The sequence below is a fragment of the Terribacillus saccharophilus genome (genome assembly GCF_002272075.1).
Lineage (GTDB): Bacteria > Bacillota > Bacilli > Bacillales > Amphibacillaceae > Terribacillus > Terribacillus saccharophilus_A.
In genome coordinates this window covers 1-277 of sequence record NZ_NPBJ01000065.1, presented here as the reverse complement: position 1 = coordinate 277, position 277 = coordinate 1, and the positions used below count along the sequence as shown (strand labels likewise).

The 277-nt window shown below is 56.0% G+C and carries 3 tRNA genes; all 3 read left to right on the top strand.

The annotated features are described in order from the left end of the window. The first annotated feature begins 21 nt into the window (after positions 1–21). A tRNA-Asn gene (locus CHH48_RS19230) sits at positions 22–96 on the top strand. Position 97: 1 nt separating this feature from the next. After that, a tRNA-Ser gene (locus CHH48_RS19225) sits at positions 98–189 on the top strand. A gap of 17 nt (positions 190–206) precedes the next feature. Then, a tRNA-Glu gene (locus CHH48_RS19220) sits at positions 207–277 on the top strand.

Genomic DNA, 277 nt, shown 5'->3' with positions numbered 1-277 from the left:
GTTGCCAGGCAATACAATTATTCCACAGTAGCTCAGTGGTAGAGCTATCGGCTGTTAACCGATCGGTCGCAGGTTCGAATCCTGCCTGTGGAGCCACGGAGAGCTGTCCGAGTGGCCGAAGGAGCACGATTGGAAATCGTGTAGGCTGCTAACGCGGTCTCGAGGGTTCGAATCCCTCGCTCTCCGCCATCACACTTTACATAAATGGCCCGTTGGTCAAGCGGTTAAGACACCGCCCTTTCACGGCGGTATCACGGGTTCGAATCCCGTACGGGTC